We start from the raw sequence: 23,386 nt of genomic DNA, 5'->3' as shown, positions 1-23,386 counted from the left end.
GGTTTTTCGAGGGGTCAGGGTATGAATGATAAAGCGTCGTCTCAAAAGGGTTCTGAAGATCCGATTCTGCAATGGGTGACCTTCAAGCTCGATAACGAAACGTACGGCATCAACGTGATGCGCGTTCAGGAAGTGCTGCGCTATACCGAGATCGCCCCGGTTCCAGGTGCGCCAAGTTATGTACTGGGGATCATCAACCTGCGTGGCAACGTGGTCACGGTGATCGATACCCGTCAGCGCTTCGGCCTGCAAAACGCCGAGATCAGCGACAATACCCGGATCGTCATCATCGAAGCCGACAAGCAAGTGGTTGGCATCATGGTCGACAGCGTTGCCGAAGTGGTTTACCTGCGTCAGTCAGAAATCGAGACGGCGCCGAACGTGGGTAACGAAGAGTCCGCCAAGTTCATCCAGGGCGTGTGCAACAAGAACAACGAGTTGCTGATCCTGGTTGAACTGGACAAGATGATGAGCGAAGAAGAGTGGTCGGAACTGGAGAGTATCTGATTTGATTCTTGAGGTAGCAGTCATTGTCCTGTTCCTTTTCTGGGCAGGCACGCTGGCGATGTTCGTGGCGTACATCCGCGCCCAGCGGCAGATCGCCGCTGAGCAGGCCCAGGGCGATGCGCTGCGCGACCAGCGCATCCGCGACCTGGCCAAGCGCGTCGACGATTACCAGAACGGCACCGTGCGCATGGGCGAAGCGCTCCATGAGCTGCGTGCCGTCGTCGCGCCGTTGCCGGACAAGTTGGCGCAACTGGAACAACGCGACCCCTCCAGCCTGTCCTTCGCCCAAGCCGCCCGACTGGTCGGCATGGGCGCCAGCGTCGACGAACTGACCCAAGCCTGCGGCCTGACCCAGGCCGAGGCGGAGTTGATGAGCAAGTTGCACAAGGGCGGTTGATTGCTTTGAGCGGCAAGCTGCAAGAGATCGCAGCCTTTGGCGGTGCCTATAGAGGTTCAAATACCTCTATAAGACCTGCCGGAGGTTGCGATTTTTTTTCAACCTTCGCCCAGTTGAACCCATTCCCGTGGCGAGGGAGCAAGCCCCCTCGCCACAAGAGCAGTCCTCGCCAGACTTCGGCTCAGTAATCATCACCGCGATCCGTCACATCCTTCTCGACAGGCTGCGCATGCGGGTCAAACCCTTGGGGAAACTTGCCCTTCAGGTTCCAGGCAAACGCAATGATCTCGGCAATCGTGCGGTACAGCTCTTCCGGGATGCTGTCGCCCAACTCCATCCGTGCCAGAAGCTTCACCAACTCGGCATTTTCGTAGATCGGCACTTCGCTTTCCCGGGCGATGCGCAGGATTTCCTCGGCCAGGGCTTCGTCGCCCTTGGCGGTGAGGGTCGGGGCGTGGTGGCCGTCGTACTTGAGGGCGATGGCCTGGCGGGGTTCGGTGTGGATTGTCATGCGGTTTCATCCACCCAGCGTTGTTCCAGGCGAGTCTTCGGGCCTTGAGGCGGAGTGCCGACGTGGCAGTCCAGTTCGCCGACGTTCAGCCCGCACGTCACCAGGCGTTCACGCAACGCGGCCAGGTTGCTTTCGATCAGGCTCGCGGTGTACGGCCTTTGCGCCCATAACTGGCTGGACAGGCTGCCGCTGAGCAACTGCGCCTGGATCTGCAGCGGCCCCAGCGGCTCCATATCGAACGCCAGCTCTACTCGCCAGAGCTGCTGTTTCGGTTCGTGTTGTTCCCGGCGTTCATCGGACTGTTCCCGGGGCGGGGTTTCCTCGCGTTGGAACTTGACCTGCAACGGCACGATGTCCTGCAGGTTGCGCATCGGTATCTCCAACTGCCAAGTGCTCATCAGCCGACCGTCGTCGGTCAGCCCGGTTTGCTCCAGGCTCGACAATTGATGGCTTTGCAGGCGCGACACGGCGGCAGCCGCCAGGCGCAACAGATGTTCCAGGTCGCCTTCTTCGTCTTGGCCTTTGAGCAGTCGCGACGGCAGGGGGAAGACTGTCGGTTGCGGCTTGGCGCTGACTTGGCCGAGCATGCCCAGGGCGCTGCGCACGAAGCTGGGCAGTGCCTGGGCCAAAGTATTGGCGGCGATGACCGCGGTAAGGTTGGTGGAGGCGGGCAGGGCCGGTGTCAGTTGGGCGATCAGCTTCAATAGGTCGCCTTTCATGTCCGGCGCCAGGCTCGGCGGTTGACCGGCCAGCAGTTTGCTTTCCAGGAACACACCGCTGGCGACCATGGCCTGGGCCAGTCCCTTGGGGCTGCTCAGTTGTTGCATGTCTGGCAGATTGGCCAACAGGCGCGTGACTGCGGCGCGCAGCTCGGGCCCGGCATCGTCGCTAGCGGGAAGGTTTTGCAGGGCGGTGAGCAAGCCGTCCAGCGAACCCTGGCGGCTCACCTGCGTCACCAGTTGCTGGCTCACCGCCAATTGCTCCTGGCGATTGCTCAGGGGAACGAACTTCAACGTCTGGGCATCTTGCACCTGGGCACTCAACAGCGTGCCGATGCGCAATGGCTGGGGGCTGTCGATGTCCAGCGTACTGCCGGCCTGGGCGGTGTTGAGCAGGCTCACCAGCGAGCGATACACCGCCGGTTGCCCGGGCAATTGCGGCAACGCCTGGCTGGTCAGCACTTTGCCCTGCAGCAGCGTACCCACGGGCAGTTGCGTCGTGTCGATTCGGGTCAAGGTGGCAACGCTGGAGGCCAGGGCCTGCTGCACGGTAATCGCCAGGTTGCTGGCGGACGGTTGGGTCACGGCCAGGCTGGTGCCTTGCGGCAATGGTTGGGTGCTGGTGGCCTGCACCGTGGCCTGGCGACCGCTTTCCAACGTGACCTTGAGCAGCAGTTGAAACGCCTGGTCCGCCTGTTTGAGCGACAGCACCTCGGCCTTGGCGGTCTGGCCGGGCCCGATCAGGCCTTCAGCCGGCGCCAGCAGCTTGAGCAGCTCGCCAGTCACCGCTGGCATGCGCGTGGTTGCCGTGGGCTGAGGCAGCGGCGGGATGTTCATGTCGCCTGTCATCTGCGGTCTTACCTTGGGGAAATAAGCCCTCTTGGGAGTAGGGCTTCACATGTATAATGCCGCCCGCCTTCCAGGGAGTGGCAAAAACCTCGCTTTTGTTGACGCAGCTCTGTGGAACAGGCCATCAATGCATCTATGCTGCACCACTTTAACGGCCGCTGCATTGCCGACTTGAACCGTATAAGGCCCGTGATCCCTTGACCAGTCCTCTCTTGCAAACCGTTGGCCTCGCCTGTGAGCGAGACCTGCGACTGCTTTTCGAAAATCTCGAATTGAGACTCTCCCGTGGCGATATGGTGCAGATCAGTGGGCCCAACGGCAGCGGCAAAACCAGCCTGTTGCGCCTGCTGGCCGGGTTGATGCAGCCCACCGCCGGCCAGGTGTTGCTCAATGGCCATCCTTTGCACAGCCAGCGCAGCGAGCTGGCCCGCAACCTGCTATGGATCGGCCATGCCGCCGGTATCAAGGATCTGCTGACCCCTGAAGAAAACCTCAGTTGGCTCTGCGCGCTGCATCGGCCGGCCGGGCGCGAGGCGATCTGGCAGGCCTTGGCGGCGGTAGGCTTGCGTGGCTTCGAAGATGTGCCGAGCCACACCTTGTCCGCCGGGCAGCAACGCCGCGTGGCCCTGGCCCGGTTGTACCTCGACAGCCCGCCGCTGTGGATTCTCGACGAACCTTACACCGCCCTGGACAAGCAGGGCGTCGCGCAACTTGAAGAACATCTGGCCCGGCATTGCGAGAACGGTGGGATGGTGCTCTTGACTACTCACCACACATTGGCCCGGATGCCGTCCGGTTATCGCAACATCGATCTGGGGAACTGGGCGGTATGAGTGTGTTTGGCCTGTTGCTTGCCCGTGAGGGGCGCCTGCTGTTTCGCCGTCCGGCCGAACTGGCCAACCCGTTGGTGTTCTTTGCGATTGTTATCGCGCTGTTCCCGTTGGCGGTCGGTCCAGGGACTCAATTGTTGCAAACCTTGTCGCCTGGGCTGGTCTGGGTGGCAGCGCTTTTATCGGTCCTGCTCTCGCTGGACGGGCTTTTCCGCAGCGATTTCGAAGACGGTTCCCTGGAACAGTGGGTCCTTTCGTCGCACCCCCTGGCCCTTCTGGTTTTGGCCAAGGTACTGGCACACTGGGTTTTTTCCGGCCTGGCGTTGGTGTTGCTTTCACCACTGCTGGCGATGATGCTGGGGTTGCCCGCTGAATGCATGCCGGTGTTGCTGTTGTCGCTGCTGCTGGGTACGCCGGTGCTGAGCCTGCTCGGCGCGGTGGGCGCGGCGTTGACAGTGGGGCTCAAGCGCGGCGGCCTGTTGCTGGCCTTGCTGATCCTGCCGTTGTACATCCCGGTGTTGATCCTGGGCAGCGGCGCCTTGCAGGCGGCGTTGCAAGGCATGCCGGCGACTGGTTATCTGCTGTGGCTTGGGAGCCTGACCGCCCTGGCGATAACCCTGACACCCTTTGCAATAGCCGCTGGCCTGAAGATCAGCGTCGGCGAATAATAATGAGGCCTGGTCAAAAACTGACCACTTCTTCTTGAAGTAAAGGCCGACCTGGCGACTCGTGATGGCGAGCCGCGACCGTGATGGAAACTGCAATGAACTGGACCTGGTTTCATAAGCTCGGCTCACCCAAATGGTTCTACGGCATCAGCGGCAAAATGCTGCCTTGGCTGAGCGTCGCCGCCCTGTTGCTGATCGGCATCGGCCTGGTCTGGGGCCTGGCCTTCGCGCCGCCGGACTACCAGCAAGGCAACAGCTTTCGGATCATTTATATCCATGTTCCGACGGCGATGCTGGCCCAGTCCATCTACGTAATGCTGGCGGTATGCGGTGTGGTCGGGCTGGTGTGGAAGATGAAACTGGCCGACGTCGCCTTGCAATGCGCCGCGCCCATTGGCGCCTGGATGACTGCCGTGGCGCTGGTCACCGGGGCGATCTGGGGCAAGCCGACCTGGGGCTCGTGGTGGGTCTGGGATGCACGACTGACGTCGATGCTGATCCTGCTGTTCCTGTACTTCGGTCTTATTGCGCTGGGCAACGCCATCAGCAATCGTGATAGCGCCGCCAAGGCCTGCGCGGTGCTGGCGATTGTCGGCGTGATCAACATCCCGATCATCAAATACTCGGTGCAATGGTGGAACACCTTGCACCAGGGCGCGACGTTCACCCTCACGGAAAAACCGGCGATGCCGGTGGAGATGTGGCTGCCGCTGTTGCTGACAGCGCTGGGTTTCTACTGTTTCTTCGGCGCGGTGCTGTTGCTGCGCATGCGCCTCGAAGTGCTCAAGCGCGAAGCCCGGGCCAGCTGGGTGAAGGCCGAAGTACAGAACAGCCTGGAGGCCGCTCGATGAGTTTCGCGTCATTCGGCGATTTCCTCGCCATGGGCCATCATGGCCTGTATGTCTGGTCAGCCTATGGCATTTGCCTGGCGGTGCTGGCCCTCAACGTGGCGGCGCCGATCCTGGCCCGCAAGCGGTATCTGCAACAAGAGGCGCGTCGTCTGCGCCGGGAGAACGGTCAGTGAATCCGCTGCGCAAAAAACGTCTTGTCATCATCCTTGCGATCCTCGTCGGGGTCGGCGCTGCGGTCGGCCTGGCCCTGAGCGCTTTGCAGCAGAACATCAACCTGTTCTACACGCCGACCCAGATTGCCAACGGCGAAGCGCCCGAGGACACCCGCATCCGCGCCGGCGGCATGGTGGAACAGGGCTCGTTGGTGCGCTCTGGCGATTCACTGGATGTGAAGTTCAACGTCACCGACTTCAACAAGACCGTGACCATCACCTATCGCGGGATCCTGCCGGACCTGTTCCGCGAAGGGCAAGGCATCGTCGCCCTGGGCAAGATCAACGCCGACGGCGTGGTAGTGGCCGATGAAGTGCTGGCCAAGCACGACGAGAAATACATGCCGCCGGAAGTGACCAAGGCCTTGAAAGACAGCGGCCAGTCGGCGCCCGCTCCCGTGAAGGAGGGTTGATCGATGACCGGTCTCTTTATTCCCGAGTTGGGCCACTTGGCGATGATCCTGGCCTTGTGTTTTTCCGTGGTGCAGGCAGTGGTGCCGTTGCTCGGTGCCTGGCGTGGCGACCGTTTGTGGATGAGCCTGGCCCAGCCGGCGGCATGGGGGCAGTTCGCGTTCATGCTGTTTTCCTTCGGTTGCCTGACCTACGCGTTCATGGCCGATGATTTTTCCGTGGCCTATGTCGCCAGCAACTCCAACAGTGCCTTGCCCTGGTACTACAAGTTCAGCGCGGTGTGGGGCGCCCACGAAGGCTCGCTATTGCTCTGGGCGTTGATTCTCGCCGGCTGGACCTTCGCCGTCTCGGTGTTCTCCCGGCAATTGCCGCAAGTGATGCTCGCCCGCGTGCTGGCGATCATGGGCATGATCAGCATCGGTTTCCTGCTGTTCCTGATCGTCACCTCCAACCCGTTCGAGCGCATCCTGCCGCAAGTGCCAATGGACGGTCGCGACCTCAATCCGTTGCTCCAGGACATCGGCCTGATCGTCCATCCACCGATGCTCTACATGGGCTACGTCGGATTCTCCGTGGCCTTCGCCTTCGCCATCGCCGCGTTGCTCGGTGGTCGCCTCGATGCGGCCTGGGCTCGCTGGTCGCGCCCGTGGACCATCGTTGCCTGGGCCTTCCTCGGCATCGGCATCACCCTCGGTTCGTGGTGGGCCTACTACGAGCTCGGTTGGGGCGGCTGGTGGTTCTGGGACCCGGTGGAAAACGCCTCGTTCATGCCATGGCTGGTCGGTACGGCGTTGATCCACTCCTTGGCCGTTACCGAAAAGCGCGGCGTATTCAAGAGCTGGACCGTGCTGCTGGCCATCGCGGCCTTCTCCTTGAGCCTGTTGGGCACGTTCCTGGTGCGCTCCGGCGTGCTGACGTCGGTGCATGCCTTTGCCTCGGACCCTGAGCGCGGTGTGTTCATCCTGATGTTCCTGCTGTTCGTGGTCGGTGGTTCGCTGACCCTGTTCGCCCTGCGTGCCCCGGTGGTGAAGAGTCAGGTTGGCTTTAACCTCTGGTCACGGGAAACCCTGCTGCTGGGCAACAACCTGGTGTTGGTGGTGGCGGCGTCGATGATCCTGCTGGGGACGTTGTACCCGCTGGTGCTCGACGCATTGTCCGGGGCCAAGCTGTCGGTCGGCCCGCCGTACTTCAACGCGTTGTTCATCCCGCTGATGGCGATCCTGATGGTGGTGATGGCGGTCGGCATGCTGGTGCGCTGGAAAGACACGCCGGTGAAATGGCTGGTAGGCATGTTGACACCGGTGCTGCTGGGCACGGCTGCCCTGGCCGTGGTGGCTGGCGTTGCCTATGGCGACTTCAACTGGGCGGTGCTGGCAACGTTTGCGCTGGCGGCCTGGGTGTTGCTGGCCGGTGTGCGGGACATCTTCGACAAGACCCGCCACAAAGGCCTGATCAAGGGCCTGCCGACGCTGACCCGCAGTTATTGGGGCATGCAGATCGCTCACTTGGGCATCGCCGTCTGTGCCTTGGGCGTGGTGTTGTCCAGCCAGAACAGCGCCGAGCGCGACCTGCGCCTGGCGCCGGGCGAGTCCATGGACCTGGGCGGTTATCAGTTCGTCTTCGAGGGCGCCAAACACTTCGAAGGCCCGAACTTCACCTCCGACAAAGCCACCGTGCGGGTCATTCGCAACGGCCAGGAAATCACCGTGCTGCATCCGGAAAAACGCCTCTACACCGTGCAGAACTCGGTCATGACCGAAGCCGGGATCGATGCCGGTTTCACCCGCGATCTTTACGTGGCGCTGGGCGAATCCCTGGGTGATGGCGCGTGGGCGGTGCGGGTCCACGTCAAGCCGTTCGTGCGCTGGATCTGGTTCGGTGGCTTGCTCACCGGCTTGGGTGGGGTGCTGGCGGCGCTGGACCGGCGTTATCGAGTCAAGGTGAAAGCTCGGGTGCGTGAAGCCCTGGGTGTGAATGGAGCCACTGCATGAAACGTTGGTTGATGGTGTTGCCGCTGGCGCTGTTCCTGTTGATGGCGGTGTTTTTGTACCGTGGGCTGTATCTGAATCCGAGCGAGTTGCCCTCGGCGATGATCGGCAAGCCGTTCCCGGAGTTTTCCTTGCCCTCCGTGCAAGATGACAAGACCCTGACCCGCGCCGACCTGCTGGGCAAGCCGGCGCTGGTCAATGTCTGGGGCACCTGGTGCATTTCCTGCCGGGTCGAGCACCCGGTGCTGAACAAACTGGCCCAGAACGGCGTGGTGATCTACGGCGTCAACTACAAGGACGTCAACGCCGATGCCCTCAAGTGGCTGGCCGAGTTCCACAACCCTTATCAATTGGACATCCGCGACGAAGAAGGCACCCTCGGCCTGAACCTGGGCGTCTATGGCGCGCCGGAAACGTTCTTCATCGACGCCAAGGGCATCATTCGAGACAAGTTTGTCGGCGTGATCGACGAACAGGTCTGGCGCGAGAAACTGGCGGCCAAGTATCAGGCCCTGGTGGATGAGGCCAAGCCATGAAGCGCTGGTTAGCTGCCGTCGTTCTTGGCTTGAGCCTGGCCGGCGTGGCTCACGCCGCCATCGACACCTATGAATTCGCTAACGAGGGTGAACGCGAGCGGTTTCGCGAACTGACCAAGGAACTGCGCTGCCCCAAATGCCAGAACCAGGACATCGCCGACTCCAATGCTCCAATTGCCACCGACCTGCGCAGGGAAATCTTCCGCATGCTCGGCGAGGGCAAGGACAACCAGCAGATCATCGATTTCATGGTTGATCGCTACGGTGAGTTCGTGCGCTACAACCCGGCCCTGTCCTCCAAGACCGCGCTGCTCTGGTTCGGCCCGGCCGGGCTCCTGCTGGGTGGTTTGGTCGTCATTGCGGTGATCGTGCGTCGCCGCCGGGTCCAGCGCAGCGCCGACCCGGACACGCTTTCTGTCGAAGAGCGCCAGCGCCTCGACCAACTGTTGGAAAAAACCAAGCATGATTGATTTCTGGCTCGCCGCAGGTCTGCTCCTCCTGGTTGCCCTGAGTTTCCTGTTGATTCCTGTGTTGCGCGGTCGCCGCGCCCAGTTGGAAGAAGACCGCACCGCGCTGAACGTGGCGCTGTACCAAGAGCGCGTCGCCGAACTGCAGGCCGAGCGGGAGGAGGGCGTGCTCAACGCCGCGCAACTGGACACCGGCCGCGCCGAGGCCGCGCGGGAACTGCTCGCCGACACCGAAGGCGCCGATGCGCCGCGTGAATCCCGCTTGGGCAAGCCGTTGCCACTGCTCGCTGCTGTGCTGGTGCCGATATTGGGCCTGGCGCTGTACCTGCATTTTGGCGCCAGCGACAAGGTCGAGCTGACCCGTGAGTTCGCCCAGGCGCCGCAGTCGATGGAAGAAATGACCGTGCGCCTGGAGCGCGCCGTGGCGGCACAACCGGACTCCGCCGAGGGCCTGTATTTCCTCGGTCGGACTTACATGGCGCAGGACCGGCCGGCGGACGCGGCGAAGATCTTCGAGCGCACCGTGGCGGTGGCCGGTCGTCAACCCGAGCTGCTGGGCCAGTGGGCCCAGGCGCAGTATTTCGCCGACGGCAAGAAATGGTCGGACAAGGTCCAGGCCCTGACCGACGAAGCGCTGAAGCTCGATCCGAAGGAAGTCACCAGCCTCGGGCTGTTGGGGATTGCCGCGTTCGAAGGCGAGCGCTATCAGGAAGCGATCGATTATTGGGGGCGCCTGCTGGCGCAATTGCCTGAAGGCGACAAGTCCCGTGAAGCATTGCAGGGCGGCATTACCCGCGCCAGCGAGAAGCTCAAGGCCAGTGGCGGCAAGGTCACTCAGGCGCCCGCGACCAAGGCTGCGGCGCTGCTCAAGGTGCGTGTCGACCTGGATCCGGCCCTCAAGGCCAAGGTGCAACCGGGCGACAGCGTGTTCATCTTCGCCCGCGCCGTTTCCGGTCCGCCGGCGCCGCTGGCGGCCAAGCGCCTGACCGTCGCCGACCTGCCGGCCAACGTCGAGCTGGGCGACGCCGATGCGATGATGCCGCAACTGAAACTGTCCAACTTCCCCGAAGTCCAACTGGTGGCGCGCATCTCCCGGGCCGGTCAACCGACCGCCGGCGAGTGGATCGGTCGCAGCCAACCCTTGGCGAGCAGTACCACCGCGCTGCAACAATTGACCATCGACAGTCCGGACCAATGACAGGAACTCGCACCATGACCGCCATCGCTCGTATGACCCTGCTTACGCTCGTCCTGGGCCTGAGCGCTTGTGCGGTTCAGCGCCCACCGGAGCCTTCGACGCCGTTACCGCCCATTCCGCCGTCGACACCGACCACCAAGCCGGTGCCGTCGACCGCGCCTGGCAAACCTGTAACCCCGAACAAACCGGCCAAACCAGTGCCGCGCACCTCCGCCAGCTTCGCCCCGCCACCGGGTGGCAACAGCCACTGGGATGCCAAGCTCGGGGTTTATGTCCTGGATAACCAGACCAACACCTTCTACCGCCAGCGCACCTATTACCGCTGGAACAACGGCTGGAGCCGCTCCGTCAGCCCGAACGGGCCATGGGAAGAGACCACCATCGAGGGTGTGCCGGCGGGGCTCGGACGCAAATTCAACTGACGACTGCGATCATTCCCACGCTCCGCGTGGGAATGCCGCTCGGTAACGCAGCGTTGCGTCGCCAGAAGTGTTGAAGGTTCGACCTGTCATCCCCAGCGTCGTAGAATGCGCGCCTTTGCGAGCCTCATTGGCCAACCGCGTATTTATCGGAGCACCTGACCATGACGACCACCCCGACCGGCGATTACCTGGAAACCCTCTACGAAGGCTACGGCCAGCGTTTTCGCATGGACAAGCTGCTGCATGAGGTGCGCACCGAGCACCAGCACCTGGTGATCTTTGAAAACCCGCGCATGGGCCGGGTCATGGCCCTGGACGGTGTGATCCAGACCACCGAAGCCGATGAATTCATCTACCACGAGATGCTGACTCACGTGCCTATCCTGGCTCATGGCGCGGTCAAGCGCGTGCTGATCATCGGTGGTGGCGACGGCGGCATGCTGCGCGAAGTGACCAAGCACATCGGCATCGAGCACATCACCATGGTCGAGATCGACGGCACGGTGGTGGACATGTGCAAGGAGTTCCTGCCCAACCACTCCAAGGGGGCCTACGACGACCCACGCCTGAACCTGGTGATCGACGACGGCATGCGTTTTGTCGCCACCACCCAGGAAAAATTCGACGTCATCATTTCCGACTCCACCGATCCGATCGGTCCTGGCGAGGTGCTGTTTTCGGAAAACTTCTACCAGGCGTGCCATCGCTGCCTGAACGAAGGCGGCATCCTGGTGACCCAGAACGGCACGCCATTCATGCAGCTGGGCGAAGTGCAGACCACCGCCGGGCGCTTGCACGGTTTGTTCGCCGACTGGCATTTCTACCAGGCGGCCGTGCCGACCTACATTGGCGGCGCCATGACCTTTGCTTGGGGCGCGACTGATCCTGCCTATCGCAAGTTGTCGCGTGAAACCCTGCGCGAGCGTTTCATCGGCAGCGGCATCGTCACCCGCTACTACAACCCCGAGATCCACATCGGCGCCTTTGCCATGCCGCAATATGTGTTGCAGTCGATCAATAAGCCGAGCAACGACTGATTCAATGAAAATCGCTGTGGCGAGGGGATAAATCCCCTTGCCACAACGATGCTCGACTCCAGAGAACGGGCGCTTTTGTGTTTCCAGATATTCATTGAACGAAATTTTCACGAAACCTTGCGGACAATCCCACGCGCTTTTAGCGCCGCGGTTATTTAATGGCAATGCCATGGCCGTTGGTGCAAGATTTGCGCTTTCGCGAAAGCCCCGGGCCTGTCATTGGCCAACAGAGGGCGCGCCGTTGTTCTTTTCTGTTCCTCCAATTCCAATAGGTCCCTAAACGACATGGCAATCCCGGACGCCCTGAGTCAGCAGCGCACCACGCATCGCCTGCTGCAACCGACCGTCAAATCGCACCTGGCCTATACGTTGCTCTGTGCCTTGGTGATGATGGTCATGCTGAGCCTGCTGCGCGTTGCGCTGCTGGTCTATAACCGCGAAATGATCCTCGACACCCCAGCCTCCACCTTCGTTGAAGCGTTCGCCAACGGCCTGCGTTTCGACTTGCGCCTGGTCGTCTATCTCTGCATTCCGCTGCTGCTGGCTTTGTTCAGCACGCGGGCGATGGCGGCGCGTGGATTCTTTCGTTTCTGGCTGACCGTCACTTCCAGCATCGCGCTGTTCCTCGGCCTGATGGAAATGGACTTCTACCGTGAGTTCCACCAGCGCCTCAACGGCCTGGTCTTCCAGTATGTGAAGGAAGACCCGAAAACCGTGGCGAGCATGCTTTGGTACGGTTTCCCGGTAGTGCGTTACCTGCTGGCCTGGGTCGGCGGCACCCTGCTCATGAGCCTGGCGTTCAAGGGCGCCGATCGCGCCACCCGGCCGCGTGGGCCTTTCAGCGGAGGTAGCATCGGCACACGCCAGATCGCCCCGTGGTACGGACGTGTCGCGGTGTTCATGATCTGCCTGGTGGTGGCGGTGGCCGCTGCGCGTGGCACCCTGCGCCAAGGCCCGCCGCTGCGTTGGGGCGACGTCTACACCACGGATTCGAACTTCGCCAACCAATTGGGCCTCAACGGCACGTTGTCGCTGGTGGCGGCGGCCAAGAGCCGGATGTCCGAAGACCGCGACAACATCTGGAAAGCCACCCTCGAGCAACCGCTGGCACAACAGACCGTTCGCGACATGCTGGTGATGCCCGACGACAAACTGGTGGATACCGAGACGGCCGCCGTGCGCCGCGACTACACGCCGCCGGCCGACAAGACGCTGCCGATCAAGAACGTGGTGGTGATCCTCATGGAAAGCATGGCCGGTCACTCGGTGGGCGCCTTGGGCGCGCCGGGCAACATCACGCCTTACCTGGACAAACTGTCCAAGGAAGGCTTGCTGTTCGACCGCTTCTTCTCCAACGGCACCCACACTCACCAGGGCATGTTCGCCACCATGGCGTGTTTCCCGAACCTGCCGGGCTTCGAATACCTGATGCAGACGCCGGAAGGCAGCCACAAGCTGTCGGGCCTGCCACAGTTGCTCAGCGCGCGTGAATACGACGACGTGTATGTCTACAACGGCGATTTTGCCTGGGACAACCAGTCAGGCTTCTTCAGCAGCCAGGGCATGACCAACTTCATCGGGCGCAATGACTATGTGAACCCGGTGTTCTCCGACCCGACCTGGGGTGTGTCCGACCAGGACATGTTCGATCGTGGCCTGATCGAGCTCAAGGCGCGGGAAAACGGTAAGCCGTTCTATGCCTTGCTGCAAACCCTGTCCAACCACACGCCGTACGCGCTGCCGACACCGTTGCCAGTCGAGCCGGTCACTGACCGTGGCAGCTTGAACGAACACCTGACCGCCATGCGTTACTCCGATTGGGCGCTGGGCCAGTTCTTCGAGAAGGCGCGCAAGGAGCCTTACTTCAAGGAAACCCTGTTCGTCGTGGTCGGTGACCATGGCTTTGGCAACGAGCGCCAGATCACCGAAATGGACCTGGGTCGTTTCAACGTGCCTATGCTGCTGATCGGGCCGGGCATCCAGGAGAAGTTCGGCCAGCGCAACCACACCGTGGGCACCCAGGTCGATATCGTTCCGACCATCATGGGGCGGCTCGGTGGCCAGGTACGCAACCAGTGCTGGGGCCGCGACCTGTTGAACTTGCCGGCGGGCGATACCGGGTTTGGCGTGATCAAGCCGTCGGGCAGCGAGCAGACCACGGCGATCATCCGCGACGACAAGATCCTCGTGCTGCCAAGGGAGAAGGAAATGGCGCCGAAGATGTATCGCTACGAACTGGGCGCCACTCCGCGTGCAGAAGTCATTCCGGATGCACCGGAGACGGCCGAGATGAAACTCAAGCTCGAATCGTTCCTGCAAACCGCGACCAAGAGCCTGATGGATAACACCGCAGGCGTTATAGACGGCAAGCCGGACTGATATCGGCGACCCATAAAAAAGAGGCCCGAAAGGGCCTCTTTTTTTGCGCCTGGTATTTATATCTTGCCGAGTAACAGCAGGACCAACAGCACCACCAGTACTACGCCGATGATACCGGACGGGCCATAACCCCAACTTCTGGAGTGCGGGAAGACCGGCAGGCCACCGATCAGCAGGAGGATCAGGATGATGATTAGAATAGTGCCCATTGTTGATTTCCTTATTGGTCAGTTCTGGAGTGATGTAACTTTTAACTGCCAGCGCGCATGCATTAAATCCGGGCGGCTTAATAAGTCCGACCGTAACGTCCTGTAAAAAATTCAATGTTTTTTGTTGTTGCCATAACGCATCACTTTGGCGCCCGCAGGTTTCAGGTCAAGACCTCTAAACCGCCTGCGGTTTGCCCCCGCCATTCAGCAATCTGATGGAGCGTGGGTCCGGCCGGCGCCTTCGCTACACTCGGCCCATCTCTCCCGGAACAACAAGGCTGTTTCCCTATGCAAAATCGCATGATGATCACTGGTGCCGGCTCTGGCCTGGGTCGCGAAATCGCGCTGCGCTGGGCCCGCGAAGGCTGGCGCCTGGCCTTGTCCGATGTCAGCGAGCCTGGCCTGCTGGAAACCCTCAAGCGGGTGCGCGCCGCAGGCGGCGACGGCTTTGTCCAGCGCTGCGATGTGCGCGACTACAGCCAGCTCACGGCGTTTGCCCAGGCCTGCGAGGAAAAACTCGGCGGCATCGACATCATCGTCAACAATGCCGGCGTAGCTTCAGGCGGGTTCTTCAGCGAACTGTCCCTGGAGGATTGGGACTGGCAAATCGCGATCAACCTGATGGGCGTGGTCAAGGGCTGCAAGGCGTTCCTGCCGCTGTTGGAAAAAAGCCGTGGGAAGATCATCAACATCGCTTCCATGGCTGCGCTGATGCAGGGCCCCGCCATGAGCAACTACAACGTGGCCAAGGCCGGTGTGGTGGCGCTGTCGGAGAGCCTGCTGATCGAGCTGGCGCAGCAGGAGATTGGCGTGCATGTGGTCTGCCCGTCGTTCTTCCAGACCAACCTGCTGGACTCGTTCCGCGGCCCGACCCCGGCCATGAAAGCCCAAGTCGGCAAATTGCTGGAAAGCTCGCCCATCAGCGCCGCCGACATCGCCGATTACATCTACCAGCACGTCGCCCAAGGCGAGTTCATGATCCTGCCCCATGAGCAGGGGCGCATGGCGTGGGCCACCAAGCAAAAGAATCCCAAACTGCTGTATGACGAAATGACGGCCATGGCTGACAAGATGCGCGCCAAAGCCCGTCAGAACCAGGGTTGACCCCATGCTCCAATGTCCTCAGGATGGCGCGCTCGTGCCTTCCTGATGGACTGCTCCATGCTCAACTATTTGTGGTTTTTTCTCGCCGCACTCTTTGAAATCGCTGGCTGCTACGCCTTCTGGATGTGGTTGCGCCAAGGCAAGAGCGCCTGGTGGATCGGGCCGGCGCTGCTCAGCCTGACGCTGTTCGCCCTCTTGCTGACCCGCATCGAAGCGACGTACGCCGGTCGTGCGTATGCCGCCTACGGGGGAATTTATATCATCGCTTCCATTGGCTGGCTGGCCGTCGTGGAGCGTGCCCGGCCGCTGGGTTCCGACTGGATTGGCGTGGCGCTCTGCGTGTTGGGCGCGGGTGTGATTCTGTTCGGGCCGCGGTTCTCCGGTCCTTGAATTGACCCGGTGCCTGACCGGGTTTTGCAGGACGTTTCCTTCAGCCACCGGAGTTTTGTTTGTAGGGGGTTACTGAATTCCCGCCGGTACCTTGTGCACAGAAAACAGGCCGGGCATGGTCTAGGTCCAGACATTCTTAAGGACAAGAGCCATGCTCGTACTAAGCCGCGCTGTAGGTGAATTGATTTCCATAGGTGACGACATTTCCGTCCGTGTGCTGTCGATCAGCGGCAGCACCGTGCGTTTCGGCGTGGAGGCGCCTCGGCACGTCGACGTCCATCGCTCGGAAATCTACGACAAGATCCAGAGAAAAAAGGCCCAGGCCGCACGCAAGGCCTGTTCAGTCGAATAGGTGCTTGGGCACGTCATGCTTGAGCATCAGTTGGCACTGTTCGCTCTCGGGGTCGAAGACAATCATGGCCTGGCCTTTGGTCAGGGCCTGCCTGACCCGCAGGACTCGCGTCTCCAAAGGCGTATCGTCGCCATTGTCAGTCCCATCGCGGGTGACGAAATCCTCGATCAGGCGGGTGAGCGTGTCGACTTCGAGTTGGTCGTAAGGGATCAGCATTGTAGGGCTCCGCTAAACAATGAGGCGGATGCTACGGTGGATAGGCCGTCGCGGCTAGCCTGGGCTTCGCGACGGCTGTTCCAGTGATATCCCTTAATGCTTGAATCCGGATCACTGATCCGAACGCTGCCCGATCAGGCTGTCGACTGACGGCACGCGGGTATCGCTTTCCATCTGCGCATCGTGTTCTATCTGGTGGCTGAAGCGGTCCAGCGATCCCTGGGCGGGTTGCGCATCGCTGGCAAACACCGGTGGGCTGAGGATATACGCGCCCAGCAAGCGGCTCAGTGCGGCCAGGCTGTCGATGTGGGTGCGCTCATAGCCATGGGTGGCGTCGCAGCCGAAAGCGAGCAGGGCGGTGCGGATGTCGTGGCCGGCGGTGATGGCCGAGTGGGCGTCGCTGAAGTAGTAGCGGAACAGGTCGCGGCGCGCCGGCAACTCGTTCTCGCGGGCCAACTTCAACAGGTGGCGCGACAGATGATAGTCGTAGGGGCCTCCGGAATCCTGCATCGCCACGCTCACCGCATGTTCGCTGGAATGCTGGCCGGGTGCGACCGGAGCGATGTCGATCCCGACGAACTCACTGACGTCCCAGGGCAATGCCGCCGCCGCGCCGCTGCCGGTTTCCTCGGTGATGGTGAAGAGTGGGTGACAGTCGATCAGCAACTCTTCGCCGCTGTCGACAATCGCCTTGAGCGCTGCCAGCAACGCGGCAACCCCAGCCTTGTCATCCAGGTGCCGGGCGCTGATATGGCCACTTTCGGTGAATTCCGGCAACGGGTCGAAGGCGACGTAATCGCCGATACCGACCCCCAGTGTTTCGCAATCGGCGCGGGTGGTGCAGTAGGCGTCCAGGCGCAGTTCGATGTGGTCCCAACTGATGGGCATTTCATCCACCGCAGTGTTGAACGCGTGCCCGGACGCCATCAACGGCAACACACTGCCGCGGATGACGCCTGTGTCGGTAAACAGGCTGACCCGGCTGCCCTCGGCAAACCGACTGGACCAGCAACCTACCGGGGCCAGCGTCAGGCGGCCGTTGTCCTTGATGGCTCGAACCGAGGCACCAATGGTGTCCAGGTGCGCCGACACGGCCCGGTCAGGGCTGTTCTGGCGGCCCTTGAGGGTGGCGCGAATCGTCCCGCGCCGGGTCATTTCGAACGGGATGCCCAGCTCTTCGAGTCGCTCGGCGACATACCGCACGATGGTGTCGGTGAAACCGGTGGGGCTGGGAATGGCGAGCATTTCCAGCAGGACTTTTTGCAGGTATTCGAGATCCGGTTCGGGAATTTTACTGATCATGGAAACTCCTCACGGAACGTTAAGTTGGATGACGCATGATCGTTCCTACGCTCAGCGTGGGAATGCAGCCCGTGGCGCTCTGCGTCACCTGGACGCGGAGCGTCCCTTGAGGCATCCCCACGCGGAGCGTGGGAACGATCTGTCAGAGAGATATTTCAGACCGCCGCCTGGCTATGGGGAAACAACATATCCACAAAGCGTTCGGCGGTAGGTTGCGGTTCGTGGTTGGCCAGGCCGGCGCGCTCGTTGGCTTCGATGAACACGTACTCCGGCTGATCGGCCGCAGGCACGAGCAGGTCCAGACCGACCATGGGAATGTCCAGCGCCCGCGCGGCACGTACGGCGGCATCGTTCAGGGTCGGATGAAGAATGCCGGTCACGTCTTCCAGCACGCCGCCGGTGTGAAGGTTCGCAGTACGACGCACGAACAGATGCTCGCCCGCGGGCAACACGCTGTCATAGTCGTAGCCGGCCGCACGCAACGTGCGTTCGGTCTCGGCGTCCATCGGAATCTTGCTTTCGCCTCCTGTGGCAGCCTGGCGTCGGCGGCTCTGGGCTTCGATCAGCGCGCCGATGCTGTGTTGGCCGTCACCGATCACTTCCGCCGGTCGCCGGATGGCCGCTGCCACCACTTCAAAGCCGATCACCACGATTCGCAGGTCCAGCCCCTCATGGAAGCTTTCCAGCAGCACGCGGCTGTCGAATTTGCGCGCCGCTTCGATGGCGTCCTGTACCTCTTCGATAGTCCGAAGGTCCACCGCCACGCCCTGGCCTTGTTCACCGTCAAGCGGCTTGACCACCACGCGCTCGTGCTCATCGAGAAACGCCAGGTTGTCGTCGGCATTGCCCGCCAGCTGTTGGGCCGGCAAATTCAGGCCAGCGTTCTTCAACACTTTATGGGTCAGGCTCTTGTTCTGGCACAAGGTCATGCTGATGGCGCTGGTCAAGTCGCTCAGCGATTCCCGGCAGCGGATCCGTCGGCTGCCATGCACCAGGGTGAACAGCCCGGCCTCGGCATCATCCACCTGAACTTCGATGCCGCGACGGTGCGCCTCATCGACAATGATTCGCGCGTACGGATTGAATTCCGCCTCGGGACCAGGCCCGAGGAACAGCGGCTGGTTGATGCCGTTCTTGCGCTTGATGGCGAAGGTCGAGAGGTTGCGAAAGCCAAGTTTGGCGTAGAGGTTCTTCGCCAAGCGATTGTTGTGTAGCACTGACAGGTCGAGGTAGCTCAAGCCTCGGCTCATGAAGTGCTCGATAAGATGACGCACCAGCACTTCGCCAACACCGGGGCGCGAGCACTGCGGGTCCACCGCCAGGCACCAGAGGCTGCTGCCGTTTTCCGGGTCATTGAAGGCCTTCTGGTGATTGAGGCCCATGACGCTGCCGATCACCGCGCCGCTGTCGTCGTCTTCGGCCAGCCAGTACACCGGGCCGCCCTGATGGCGCGGGGTCAATCGCTGGGGATCAATGGGCAGCATACCGCGGGCCTGGTAAAGCTGGTTGATGGCTTGCCAGTCGGAATCGCCCTGGGCCCGGCGAATCCGAAAACCGCGAAACACCCGTGTGGCTTGTCGGTAGTCACTGAACCACAGGCGCAGGGTGTCCGACGGGTCGAGGAACAGGTGCGCCGGTTCCAGCCCGAGCACTTGCTGGGGCGCGGCGACGTACAGGGCAATGTCGCGTTCGCCGGGTTGTTCGTTGAGCAGTTCCAGGGCCAGGCTCGCCGGGTCCGGGAAGGTATGGCCGATCAGCAATCGGCCCCAGCCACAGTGCACCGCGATCGGGTCGGCGCCCAGCTCGCTGCCGTCTTCGGCCAGGCGTGCTTGCAGGCGTTCATAGGACGGTGGCTGGCCGCGCAACAGTCGTTGGTTGTGAAGGGTCGGGTGGGGTTTCATGATTTCAGATTCCTTGCTCGCTGAGCCACAGGTTCAGCGCCGCCAATTGCCACAGCCTCGAACCGCGCAGGGGCGTCAGCTGGCCATTGGGGTCGGTCAACAAACGGTCGAGCATGGTCGGGTTGAACAAGCCACGATCCTGGCTCGGATCCAGCAGCAACTCACGAACCCAGGCCAGCGTGTTGCCTTCCAGATGCTTGAGGCCCGGCACCGGGAAATAGCCTTTCTTGCGGTCGATAACCTCGCTCGGAATCACCCGGCGAGCTGCTTCCTTGAGCACGTGCTTGCCGCCATCGGGCAGCTTGAATTCAGCTGGCACTCGGGCTGAAAGCTCCACCAGCCGGTAGTCGAGGAACGGCGTGCGCGCTTCCAGGCCCCAGGCCATGGTCATGTTGTCCACGCGTTTGACCGGGTCGTCCACCAGCATCACGGTGCTGTCCAGGCGCAGGGCCTTGTCGACTGCGGCATCGGCGCCCGGTTGGGCGAAATGTTCCTTGACGAAGTCACCGGCCGCGTCGTTGGCCGTCAGCCATTTGGGCTGCACGGTAGCGGCGTACTCTTCGTAGCTGCGGTCGAAGAAGGCCGCGCGATAGGCGGCATACGGGTCGCTGGCGCCGTCCACTTGGGGATACCAGTGATAACCGGCGAACAGTTCGTCGGCGCCCTGGCCGCTTTGCACCACTTTGCAATGCTTGGCCACTTCCCGCGACAGCAGGTAGAAGGCGATGCAATCGTGGCTGACCATCGGCTCGCTCATGGCGCGGAATGCCGCGGGCAGTTGTTCGATGATTTCTTTTTCATCGATGCGCAACTGGTGGTGCCGGGTGCCGTAGTGCTTGGCGATCAAATCCGAATACTGGAACTCGTCACCGCGCTCGCCGCCGGCGTCCTGGAAGCCGATGGAGAATGTGGACAGGTCTTCGACGCCCACTTCGCGCAACAAGCCCACAAGCATGCTCGAATCCACGCCGCCGGAGAGCAACACGCCGACATCGACGGCGGCGCGCTGGCGAATGGCAACGGCTTCGCGGGTGCTGTCGAGCACGCGCTCGATCCAGTCTTCCAGCTTCAGATTCTGCTCGTCGGCGCGTGGGCCGTAGGGCAGCGTCCACCAGGTTTTCTGCTCCGTGGTGCCATCCGCTTCGATGCGCATCCACGTCGCGGGCGGCAGTTTCTCGATGCCCGCCAACAGGGTGCGCGGCGCCGGGACGACGGCATGGAAATTCAGATAATGATTGAGGGCTACCGGGTCGAGCACCGGATTGATGTCACCGCCCTTGAGCAGCGCTGGCAAAGCCGAGGCAAAGCGCAGGCGTTGGCCGTTACGCGACAGGTACAGCGGCTTCACGCCGAGACGGTCGCGGGCGATGAACAGCCGCTTGGCGTCGCGTTCCCAGATGGCGAAGGCAAACATGCCGTTGAGCTTGGGCAGCAGGGCTTCGCCCCAGGCGTGATAACCCTTGAGCAGCACTTCGGTGTCGCCGCTGGAATGGAAGGTGTAGCCCAGGCCTTCGAGTTCGGCGCGCAGTTCCGGGTAGTTGTAGATCGCACCGTTGAATGCCAGTGACAGGCCCGATTGATTGTCGATCATCGGCTGCGCCGAGCCGTCGGAGAGGTCCATGATCTTCAGGCGACGATGGCCGAGGGCAATCGGTCCCTGGCTATGGAACCCCCACGCGTCGGGGCCGCGAGGGGCCAAGTGATGGGTGATTCGCTCTACGGCCGCAAGGTCCGCAGGTTGTTGATCGAAACGTAACTCTCCAGCTAATCCGCACATAAGTCCTTACCGGTTTTTCCGTTGGGGAGGGGTCAAGCCGTACACGCCAGAAGGGCGGGTACTCTGAAACTGACCGGTGGGATTGCTGTGAGTTTTATATCGATGCGTTATAAGCCGACGGATGGGGCGGGGTTGTGTCAGGCCTTGCCCCGAATCAACGCCCGTAGCGCAAATCGGTTCGGATGGCAGGCTTCGGCCACGCTTCGTGGCAGTGGCAGCGGTTCGTTGTCCAGCCAGGCGGCGATCAGTTCGCCCGACAGCGGTGCGCTGACCAAGCCCCGTGAGCCGTGGCCGCTGTTGACGTACAGGCCATCGAGCCAAGGGCATGGATGGTCCGGCACTTGGCGGGCATCCTTGGCCAGGGCGCAATACGTTTCGGTGAACGCCCCGAGATCGGCCAGCGGCCCGACAATCGGCAGGTAGTCCGGACTGGTGCAGCGAAACGCCGCACGGCCTTCGAGGTGTTCAGGATCCAAGGCGCTGGCGTCCAGGCGATCCATCAGGTCGAGGGAGATCTCTTCGAGCATTTGCAGATTGCCGGCGTGCTCGGCGGCGGTGGGGATCAGGTCGTCATTCTTGAAGTCGAAGCTGGCGCCCAGGGTATGCTCGCCCATGCGCGGCGGGGCCACGTAACCTTCGGCGCAGACCACCGTCGCCAGGCTTTGACTGCGGGTGGTTTGGGGCAGGCGGGTGATTTGTCCGCGAATGCGCTTGAGGGGCAGTTCGGCGGCCGGTGCGAAGCGTTTGATTTCGGCGGCGCTGGCGAGGATTACCACCGGGGCGCTGGCGACGCAACGTTGCCCATCCCAGGCCTGCCACTGGTCGTCGACACGCCGCAGTTCCAGTACCTCATGGTGTGCAAGCAAGGCAATCGCCGAGTCCGCGGCTTGCCAGCGACACAAGGCTGGCGGATGAACCCAGCCGCCCTCGGGATAAAACAGGCCGCCACAGGCCAGGCCGATACCGGACTGCGCCTGCGCCTCGGTGCGATCGAGGATCTTCAGCAGGTCGGTTGGGAACGCGTCGGCCAGTTGCGCCTGGCGCTCGGCTTCCTTGTCGTTGAAGGCCAATTGCAGGACGCCGCAACTGTCCCAGTCAACGCCTCGCTGCAAGTGTTCCAGCAAGCGACGGGTGTAGCCGAAACCGCTGAGGATCATCTGCGACAACGCCGTGCCGTGGGCCGACAGCTTGAGGTACAACACGCCCTGGGGATTGCCGGACGCTTCCTCGGCCAACCCGGCGTGGCGTTCCAGCAAGGTCACCTGCCAGCCACGGGCCGCGAGACTCGCCGCGCTGGCGCAACCGGCCAGGCCGCCGCCAATCACCAAGGCCCGGCGCTCGCCGGCATGGGGAGCGGGGCGGGCGTACCAGGGTTTGGCCAGCGCTGGCGCCGGTACTTGCTCCGGCCAACCGAGGAACACGCCGCGAAGAATCTCCCATTTATGACCGATGCCCGGCGTGCGCTTCATCTTGAAGCCCGCCGCGTTCAGCCGGCGCCGTACCCAACCGGTGCTTGTAAAGGTGCTGAGGGTCGCTCCGGGTGCCGCCAGCCGCGCCAATTCGGCGAACAGCTCGGCGGTCCACATCTCGGGGTTTTTCGCTGGCGCGAAACCGTCGAGGAACCAGGCATCGATTGGCCCGTCCAGTTGCGGCAGTTGTTCCAGGGCATCGCCAACCAACAAGGTCAGCGTCACTCGACCGTTCGCCAGGGTCATGCGTTGGAAACCCTGGTGAATCGCGACGTACTGCCCAAGCAACTGGTCAGCCTGGCGCTTGAGCTCTGGCCATAAAGCCAGGGCCCGACGCAGGTCCTCGGGCCTCAAGGGGAATTTCTCGACGCTGACAAAATGCAGCCGCGCCCCGGCCGGTGCGCATTGTTCGAACAGCTGCCAGGCACAAAGAAAATTCAGCCCAGTGCCGAATCCTGTTTCGCCAATCACCAGTCGCCCGCCTTCTGGCAGCGCGGTAAAGCGCTCGGCCAGGTTGTTCTGCGCAAGGAACACGTAGCGGGTTTCTTCCAGGCCCGACCGGTCGGAGAAATACACGTCGTCGAAGACCCGGGAACGGGGGAGCCCCTGATTGTCCCAGTCGAGTTGTGCGTGGTGCTGGATAGGCGTCATGACAGGCTCGGTGAAAACGAAGGCGCCATTCTA

At 62.1% G+C, this 23,386-nt stretch carries 25 protein-coding genes; 17 read left to right on the top strand and 8 right to left on the bottom strand.

All coding sequences use genetic code 11. The features are described from left to right. The first annotated feature begins 21 nt into the window (after positions 1–21). Positions 22–507: a chemotaxis protein CheW gene (locus HU762_RS12400; protein WP_186637136.1), complete on the top strand. Its 486-nt coding sequence runs from the start codon at positions 22–24 to the stop codon at positions 505–507. Between the two features lies 1 nt (position 508). After that, positions 509–904 (top strand): DUF2802 domain-containing protein, encoded by a 396-nt coding sequence (locus HU762_RS12395; RefSeq protein WP_186610450.1) that lies wholly within the window; start codon positions 509–511, stop codon positions 902–904. 181 nt (positions 905–1,085) lie between these two features. On the opposite strand, the gene HU762_RS12390 is transcribed toward HU762_RS12395, so the two are convergent. Together HU762_RS12390 and HU762_RS12385 are read right to left on the bottom strand one after the other, a co-directional pair. Further along, entirely contained in the window at positions 1,086–1,415 is a 330-nt protein-coding gene (locus HU762_RS12390) for an EscU/YscU/HrcU family type III secretion system export apparatus switch protein (protein WP_186637134.1), read from the bottom strand. Beyond that, entirely contained in the window at positions 1,412–2,983 is a 1,572-nt protein-coding gene (locus tag HU762_RS12385) for a flagellar hook-length control protein FliK (protein WP_186637132.1), read from the bottom strand. Before HU762_RS12385 ends, HU762_RS12390 begins: the two co-directional genes overlap by 4 nt. 197 nt (positions 2,984–3,180) lie before the next feature. Here HU762_RS12385 and ccmA point away from each other — a divergent pair, with 197 nt between their 5' ends. From ccmA to HU762_RS12325, 12 genes are all read left to right on the top strand, one after another. After that, complete coding sequence (gene ccmA / locus HU762_RS12380; RefSeq protein WP_186637130.1) at positions 3,181–3,816, top strand: cytochrome c biogenesis heme-transporting ATPase CcmA; 636 nt, start codon at positions 3,181–3,183, stop codon at positions 3,814–3,816. Next, positions 3,813–4,481: a heme exporter protein CcmB gene (gene ccmB, locus HU762_RS12375; RefSeq protein WP_186637128.1), complete on the top strand. Its 669-nt coding sequence runs from the start codon at positions 3,813–3,815 to the stop codon at positions 4,479–4,481. Before ccmA ends, ccmB begins: the two co-directional genes overlap by 4 nt. 95 nt (positions 4,482–4,576) lie before the next feature. Continuing rightward, positions 4,577–5,332 (top strand): heme ABC transporter permease, encoded by a 756-nt coding sequence (locus tag HU762_RS12370; protein WP_186637126.1) that lies wholly within the window; start codon positions 4,577–4,579, stop codon positions 5,330–5,332. After that, on the top strand, positions 5,329–5,505 hold the full coding sequence (ccmD, locus tag HU762_RS12365; RefSeq protein ID WP_007939192.1) for a heme exporter protein CcmD: 177 nt from the start codon (positions 5,329–5,331) through the stop codon (positions 5,503–5,505). The genes HU762_RS12370 and ccmD overlap by 4 nt, the downstream gene beginning before the upstream one ends. After that, complete coding sequence (gene ccmE / locus HU762_RS12360) at positions 5,502–5,957, top strand: cytochrome c maturation protein CcmE (RefSeq protein WP_186637124.1); 456 nt, start codon at positions 5,502–5,504, stop codon at positions 5,955–5,957. The genes ccmD and ccmE overlap by 4 nt, the downstream gene beginning before the upstream one ends. 3 nt (positions 5,958–5,960) lie before the next feature. Beyond that, complete coding sequence (locus HU762_RS12355; RefSeq protein ID WP_186637122.1) at positions 5,961–7,946, top strand: heme lyase CcmF/NrfE family subunit; 1,986 nt, start codon at positions 5,961–5,963, stop codon at positions 7,944–7,946. Next, positions 7,943–8,479 carry a DsbE family thiol:disulfide interchange protein gene (locus tag HU762_RS12350; RefSeq protein WP_186637120.1) on the top strand — a complete coding sequence of 179 codons (537 nt, stop codon included), beginning with the start codon at positions 7,943–7,945 and terminating at the stop codon, positions 8,477–8,479. Before HU762_RS12355 ends, HU762_RS12350 begins: the two co-directional genes overlap by 4 nt. Next, positions 8,476–8,949, top strand: coding sequence for a cytochrome c-type biogenesis protein (locus HU762_RS12345; RefSeq protein WP_186637118.1), 474 nt, complete (start codon positions 8,476–8,478; stop codon positions 8,947–8,949). The genes HU762_RS12350 and HU762_RS12345 overlap by 4 nt, the downstream gene beginning before the upstream one ends. Continuing rightward, positions 8,942–10,144 carry a c-type cytochrome biogenesis protein CcmI gene (gene ccmI, locus HU762_RS12340; RefSeq protein WP_186637116.1) on the top strand — a complete coding sequence of 401 codons (1,203 nt, stop codon included), beginning with the start codon at positions 8,942–8,944 and terminating at the stop codon, positions 10,142–10,144. The genes HU762_RS12345 and ccmI overlap by 8 nt, the downstream gene beginning before the upstream one ends. A 14-nt stretch (positions 10,145–10,158) precedes the next feature. Then, positions 10,159–10,566, top strand: coding sequence for a hypothetical protein (locus HU762_RS12335; protein ID WP_186610462.1), 408 nt, complete (start codon positions 10,159–10,161; stop codon positions 10,564–10,566). 161 nt (positions 10,567–10,727) lie between these two features. Beyond that, positions 10,728–11,603 carry a polyamine aminopropyltransferase gene (gene speE, locus HU762_RS12330; protein ID WP_186610463.1) on the top strand — a complete coding sequence of 292 codons (876 nt, stop codon included), beginning with the start codon at positions 10,728–10,730 and terminating at the stop codon, positions 11,601–11,603. Between the two features lie 285 nt (positions 11,604–11,888). Continuing rightward, positions 11,889–13,982: an LTA synthase family protein gene (locus tag HU762_RS12325; RefSeq protein WP_186637103.1), complete on the top strand. Its 2,094-nt coding sequence runs from the start codon at positions 11,889–11,891 to the stop codon at positions 13,980–13,982. A gap of 56 nt (positions 13,983–14,038) precedes the next feature. Here HU762_RS12325 and HU762_RS12320 read toward each other — a convergent pair whose 3' ends face one another. Beyond that, a complete protein-coding gene (locus tag HU762_RS12320) occupies positions 14,039–14,191 on the bottom strand; it encodes a DUF3309 family protein (protein WP_003183939.1) in 153 nt (50 codons plus the stop codon). Between the two features lie 288 nt (positions 14,192–14,479). Here HU762_RS12320 and HU762_RS12315 point away from each other — a divergent pair, with 288 nt between their 5' ends. From HU762_RS12315 to csrA, 3 genes are all read left to right on the top strand, one after another. Further along, positions 14,480–15,295 (top strand): SDR family oxidoreductase, encoded by an 816-nt coding sequence (locus tag HU762_RS12315; RefSeq protein ID WP_186637101.1) that lies wholly within the window; start codon positions 14,480–14,482, stop codon positions 15,293–15,295. Positions 15,296–15,352: 57 nt separating this feature from the next. Continuing rightward, positions 15,353–15,685 (top strand): YnfA family protein, encoded by a 333-nt coding sequence (locus HU762_RS12310; RefSeq protein ID WP_186637099.1) that lies wholly within the window; start codon positions 15,353–15,355, stop codon positions 15,683–15,685. 151 nt (positions 15,686–15,836) lie between these two features. After that, complete coding sequence (gene csrA / locus HU762_RS12305) at positions 15,837–16,037, top strand: carbon storage regulator CsrA (RefSeq protein WP_186610467.1); 201 nt, start codon at positions 15,837–15,839, stop codon at positions 16,035–16,037. Here the strand turns inward: csrA and HU762_RS12300 are convergent. The 5 genes from HU762_RS12300 to mnmC form a co-directional block, all read right to left on the bottom strand. Next, positions 16,026–16,253 carry a YheU family protein gene (locus HU762_RS12300; RefSeq protein ID WP_047226285.1) on the bottom strand — a complete coding sequence of 76 codons (228 nt, stop codon included), beginning with the start codon at positions 16,251–16,253 and terminating at the stop codon, positions 16,026–16,028. The two genes, csrA and HU762_RS12300, sit on opposite strands and share 12 nt — an antisense overlap. Before the next feature lie 111 nt (positions 16,254–16,364). Continuing rightward, positions 16,365–17,552: an osmoprotectant NAGGN system M42 family peptidase gene (locus HU762_RS12295; RefSeq protein WP_186610553.1), complete on the bottom strand. Its 1,188-nt coding sequence runs from the start codon at positions 17,550–17,552 to the stop codon at positions 16,365–16,367. A gap of 158 nt (positions 17,553–17,710) precedes the next feature. Further along, positions 17,711–19,456: an N-acetylglutaminylglutamine synthetase gene (ngg, locus tag HU762_RS12290; protein ID WP_186637097.1), complete on the bottom strand. Its 1,746-nt coding sequence runs from the start codon at positions 19,454–19,456 to the stop codon at positions 17,711–17,713. A 4-nt stretch (positions 19,457–19,460) separates the two neighbouring features. After that, complete coding sequence (locus HU762_RS12285; protein WP_186637094.1) at positions 19,461–21,233, bottom strand: N-acetylglutaminylglutamine amidotransferase; 1,773 nt, start codon at positions 21,231–21,233, stop codon at positions 19,461–19,463. Between the two features lie 137 nt (positions 21,234–21,370). After that, positions 21,371–23,353 carry a bifunctional tRNA (5-methylaminomethyl-2-thiouridine)(34)-methyltransferase MnmD/FAD-dependent 5-carboxymethylaminomethyl-2-thiouridine(34) oxidoreductase MnmC gene (gene mnmC / locus HU762_RS12280; RefSeq protein WP_186637092.1) on the bottom strand — a complete coding sequence of 661 codons (1,983 nt, stop codon included), beginning with the start codon at positions 23,351–23,353 and terminating at the stop codon, positions 21,371–21,373. Between the last annotated feature and the right edge of the window lie 33 nt (positions 23,354–23,386).

The organism is Pseudomonas sp. SWRI92 (genome assembly GCF_014268685.1).
Taxonomy (GTDB): domain Bacteria; phylum Pseudomonadota; class Gammaproteobacteria; order Pseudomonadales; family Pseudomonadaceae; genus Aquipseudomonas; species Aquipseudomonas marvdashtae.
The sequence above is the reverse complement of the archived record's forward strand: the minus strand, read 5'-3'. Positions and strand labels throughout refer to the sequence as shown.